The following is a 4821-nucleotide window of genomic DNA, read 5'->3' on the forward strand; positions in this document are numbered from 1 at the left end:
CGTCCCGGTCGACCACGGTCTTCACGGGCTTCTTGAGGCCCAGGGGACCGAGGTAGCCGGGCTTGCAGCCGAAGTGCTCCTCGATTTCACCGAGGGTGGCGAAGCGGAAACCCGAAAGGCCGGGCACCTTGCCAGCCTTGATCTCGTTCATGTCATGGTCGCCTCGCAGCAGCAGCAGCCAGACCTGGGTCTTGACGGTCTCGCCCGCCTCGTTGATCTCGTCAGTGGCCAACACCAGCGACTTGACCGTGGTATTGAGCGGCACCTTGAGCAGTTCGGCCACATCGGCACAGGTGCTCTTGCCGGGCGTGGGGGTCTTGGTCAGGGCCTGGGAGGCAGCGCCGCGCGGGCCTGTGGGCGCCAGGGCCTCGGCCTTTTCCATGTTGGCGGCATAGTCGCTGCCGGGGCAGTAGACGATGGCGTCTTCGCCGGTGGCGGCGATCACCTGGAATTCCTCGCTCAGGTCCCCCCCGATGGCGCCGCTGTCGGCTGCCACGGCACGGTAGGTCAGACCGAAGCGGTCGAAGATGCGGCGGTAGGCCTGGGCCATGACCTGGTAGCTCGCCTTGGCAGCCGCCTGATCGCGGTCGAAGCTGTAGGCGTCCTTCATCGTGAACTCGCGGCCGCGCATCAGTCCAAAGCGCGGACGGCGCTCGTCACGGAACTTGGTTTGGATCTGGTAGAAGTTTTTTGGCAACTTTTTGTAGCTGCGCAGTTCCTGGCGAGCGATGTCAGTAATCACTTCTTCGCTGGTGGGCTGAATCACGAAGTCGCGGCCATGGCGGTCCTGGATGCGCAGCAGTTCCGGGCCCATCTTCTCGAAGCGGCCGGTTTCCTGCCACAGTTCGGCCGGCTGGACCACGGGCATGGTCAACTCCACGGCGCCGGCCCGGTTCATCTCCTCGCGCACGATGGCCTCGACCTTGCGCACCACGCGCAGCCCCATGGGCATGTAGTTGTAGATGCCCGCGCCCAGCTTCTTGATCAGGCCGGCGCGCGTCATCAACTGGTGGCTCACCACCTCGGCATCGGCAGGCGCTTCCGTGAGGGTGGAAATGAAGAATTGGGAGGCTTTCATGCTGGGGCGAAGGGCGTTCAGGGGCAGCCCACTTGCTGCGCTCTAAGCGCCGTGCATAATGGACACAGTTTAAAAATTTGGGGTTTGATTATGCTTGACCGGGACGGCTTTCGGCCGAACGTCGGCATCATCCTGCTCAACCAGAAGAACCAGGTGTTCTGGGGCAAACGCATCCGCACCCACAGCTGGCAATTCCCTCAGGGTGGCATTGACCGAGGGGAGACCCCCGAACAGGCCATGTACAGGGAGTTGCACGAGGAAGTGGGGCTGCACCCCAACCATGTGCGTTTGGTAGCCCGCACCCGGGACTGGTTGCGCTACGAGGTGCCTGACCGGTACATCCGCCGCGATGCGCGCGGACACTACAAGGGCCAGAAACAGATTTGGTATCTGCTGCAACTGGTGGGACACGACTGGGATTTGAACCTGCGTGCCACCAACCACCCGGAGTTCGACGCCTGGCGTTGGAACGATTACTGGGTGCCATTGGATGTGGTCGTGGAGTTCAAGCGCGGTGTGTATGAAATGGCGCTGACGGAGTTGGCGCGCTTTCTGCCGCGCAACGAGCAGCGCAACCGCTACCTGCGCAGTGGCATGCGCGCGCGCGATGGCGAGCACGCGGGCAGCGCCATGTTCCGCACGGGTTCGCTGCTGGTGAACCCGGGTATGGAACTGCCGCCGGGCGCCAGTTTCGACCCCGATCCGCAAAGCAGCAGGCCCATGGCATTGCAGGAGCTGCCTGGGTCGTCCGCTCTGGATACGGAAAGCAGCAGCGTCCCGCCCCCCGCCAAGTAGGCGCGCGTGCGCAGCCCCTGCCCGGGCTGCAGGCCGGCGCCGGCGAGTTGGCACCGTCCCGGCATGGCCTGCGAGCATCACGCGATGGTGAGCACCATGTTGTCGCGGTGCACCATCTCGGCTTCGGCCACATAACCGAGCAGGCGCTCGAATTCCGCGGAGGACTTGCGGCACAGCAGGCGCGCCTCGGCGCTGGCGTAGTTGGCCAGGCCCCGGGCGATCTCCACCCCGGCCGGGTCGCGGACGGCAATCACGTCGCCGCGCGAGAAGTCCCCTTCCACGGCCGTCATGCCGATGGGCAGCAGGCTCTTGCCTTCATCGCGCACCTTGGCCGCGGCGCCGGCATCGACCAGTACGGCCCCACGCAGCTGCAGGTGGTCGGCCATCCATTGCTTGCGGGCCTGCTTCTTTTGCGTCTGCGCCACCAGCAGGGTGCCCAGTGCCTCGCCCTGGACCAGGCGCACCAGCACATCTGGCTCGCGCCCCCAGGCGATGACGGTGGAGGCCCCTGAGCCGGCGGCGCGCTTGGCCGCCAGTATCTTGGTGATCATGCCGCCCTTGCCGATGCTGGAGCCGGCGCCGCCGGCCATGGCTTCAAGTGCCAGGTCGCCGGCCTTGGCTTCGTGCACGAACTGCGCAGATGGGTCGCGGCGCGGGTCGGCCGTGTACAGGCCCTTCTGGTCCGTGAGGATGACGAGGGCATCGGCCTCGACCAGGTTGGCCACCAGGGCACCCAGGGTGTCGTTGTCGCCGAACTTGATTTCGTCGTTGACGACCGTGTCGTTTTCGTTGATCACCGGCACCACACCCAGGCGCAACAGGGTGAGCAGGGTGGAGCGCGCGTTCAGGTAGCGTTCGCGGTCGGCCAGGTCGGCGTGGGTGAGCAGCACCTGGGCACTGCCCATGCCCTGCTCGCGCAGCTTGGTCTCGTACATCTGGGCCAGGCCCATCTGGCCGACGGCCGCTGCCGCCTGCAGTTCGTGCACTTCGTGAGGACGGGTGTTCCAGCCCAGACGCTTCATGCCTTCGGCAATGGCGCCGCTGGAGACCATGACCACCTCGCGCGGTGCGCCGCCGCCCTCGCCCCGCACCAAGGCGGCCAATTGCCGGCTCCATTCGCCGATGGCCGCCTCATCAAGGCCCCGGCCTTCGTTGGTGACCAGGCTGGAGCCTACCTTGACGACGATTCGGCGGGCGTCCCGCAGCACACTGGAAACCATGTTTGTTTCTTTTGCCTCTTGTCGCTGAACGGCCCGGAAGGAGCCGCCATCACTGCATTGTTCTTTGGTGGCCCATGCCTGGCATGGGCCCTCGGACGGTGGCCTCAGTCAGGAGCGTCCCCGGCGAAGCGCGGATCGATTTCCTCGGGCGTGTTTTCCGAGCGCTGCTCGGCCTGCACGTGGCGGTAGATGGCATGGATCAGTGGCTCGCAGCCTTCGCGGGTCAGCGCCGAGATCTGGAACACTGGCCCCTTCCACTTGAAACGCTTGACGAAGTCCTTCACGCGCTGCTCCCGCTCTTCGGTCGGCACCATGTCCAGCTTGTTGAGCACCAGCCAGCGTGGTTTGTCATGCAGCTCCTGGTCGTATTTCTTGAGCTCACCCACGATGGCCTTGGCCTGCGCCACCGGATCAACCGCATCATCGAACGGCGCCATGTCCACGATGTGCAGCAGCAGGCGGGTGCGCTGCAGATGCCGCAGGAACTGGTGGCCCAGGCCCGCGCCTTCGGAAGCGCCTTCGATCAGACCAGGAATGTCTGCGATGACGAAGCTTTGCTCAGGCGCCACACGCACCACACCCAGATTCGGGTGCAAGGTAGTGAAGGGGTCGTCCGCGATCTTGGGCCGCGCATTGGACACAGCGGCGATGAAGGTGGATTTGCCTGCGTTGGGCATGCCCAGCAAGCCGACGTCGGCCAGCACCTTGAGCTCGAGCTTGAGGTTCTTCTTCTCACCGGGCCAACCGGGCGTCTTCTGCCGGGGTGCGCGGTTGATGGCGCTCTTGAAGCGCAGGTTGCCGAAACCGCCGTCGCCGCCCTTGGCGATGGTGACCAGCTCACCCGGGTTGAGCAACTCGTACAGCACCTCGCCGGTTTCAGCATCGGAGAAGATCGTGCCCACGGGCACCTTCAAGGTGATGTCCGCACCGGCAGCGCCGAACATGTCGGAGCCCATGCCGTGCTCGCCGCGCTTGGCCTCGTGCCGGCGCGAGTAGCGAAAATCGACCAGGGTGTTCAGGTTCGGATCTGCCACGGCGAACACGTGCCCGCCCCGGCCGCCATCGCCCCCATTGGGACCGCCGAACTCCTTGTACTTTTCGTGCCGGAACGACACGCAGCCATTGCCGCCATCACCGGCGGCAATGTCAATATAGGCTTCATCGACGAACTTCATGGGTATCCAGTTTACAAAAGAGCGCTGCGCAGGAGAATCACCAATGAAGGAGCAGCAGGGCTTTGCTCTTTTCGAGGGGCGTCCGAGACGCCGACAGGACGCGCCGGAGGGAAGTCGCAGGCGTCCAAACAACAAAGCCCCGACCAGGCGGGGCTTCGTTTGCTGCCGGGGTGAAAACCCTCAGGCGGCCGTCACATTGACTGTCGACTTGGACAGGGCACCCTTGGTGCCGAACGACACGTGGCCGTCCACCAGTGCGAACAGGGTGTGGTCCTTGCCCACGCCCACATTGGTACCGGGGTGGAAACGCGTACCGCGCTGGCGCACGATGATGGAGCCAGCACTGATCAGTTCACCACCGAACGCCTTGACGCCCAGCATCTTTGGCTTGGAGTCACGTCCGTTTCGCGTAGAGCCGCCGCCTTTCTTCCTTGCCATGAGTCATTCTCCTCTATCCAGCGTTGATGGCTTGGATCTGGATTTGAGTTTAGTTCTGGCGATGGCCTTGACGCTTTTGATAGTGCTTGCGACGACGCATCTTGAAGATCTTCAC

General features: G+C 64.3%; 5 protein-coding genes and 1 pseudogene. 1 reads left to right on the forward strand and 5 read right to left on the reverse strand.

The window, feature by feature from the left end; all coding sequences use genetic code 11:
* Positions 1-1078, reverse strand: a 1078-nt coding sequence (gene proS, locus ACK59X_RS28850; protein WP_409961966.1) for a proline--tRNA ligase, incomplete at its 3' end; no start/stop codon positions are given.
* Between the two features lie 90 nt (positions 1079-1168).
* On the opposite strand from proS, the gene ACK59X_RS28855 reads away from it, so the two are divergent.
* A complete protein-coding gene (locus tag ACK59X_RS28855; protein WP_409961968.1) occupies positions 1169-1873 on the forward strand; it encodes an RNA pyrophosphohydrolase in 705 nt (234 codons plus the stop codon).
* Between the two features lie 77 nt (positions 1874-1950).
* Here ACK59X_RS28855 and proB read toward each other — a convergent pair whose 3' ends face one another.
* The 4 genes and pseudogenes from proB to ACK59X_RS28875 all read right to left on the reverse strand — a co-directional run.
* The gene (proB, locus tag ACK59X_RS28860) at positions 1951-3093 is read right to left on the reverse strand and encodes a glutamate 5-kinase (protein WP_409961970.1); all 1143 of its coding nucleotides are present in this window, start codon (positions 3091-3093) and stop codon (positions 1951-1953) included.
* Positions 3094-3197: 104 nt separating this feature from the next.
* Entirely contained in the window at positions 3198-4268 is a 1071-nt protein-coding gene (cgtA, locus tag ACK59X_RS28865; RefSeq protein ID WP_409961971.1) for an Obg family GTPase CgtA, read from the reverse strand.
* Between the two features lie 180 nt (positions 4269-4448).
* Positions 4449-4706 (reverse strand): 50S ribosomal protein L27, encoded by a 258-nt coding sequence (gene rpmA / locus ACK59X_RS28870; RefSeq protein WP_409961973.1) that lies wholly within the window; start codon positions 4704-4706, stop codon positions 4449-4451.
* A 49-nt stretch (positions 4707-4755) separates the two neighbouring features.
* Positions 4756-4821, reverse strand: a pseudogene (locus tag ACK59X_RS28875) (50S ribosomal protein L21); the annotation flags it as partial.

Origin of the sequence: Acidovorax sp. (assembly GCF_046339755.1) — a bacterium.
In the GTDB taxonomy this organism is placed as follows: domain Bacteria; phylum Pseudomonadota; class Gammaproteobacteria; order Burkholderiales; family Burkholderiaceae_C; genus Acidovorax.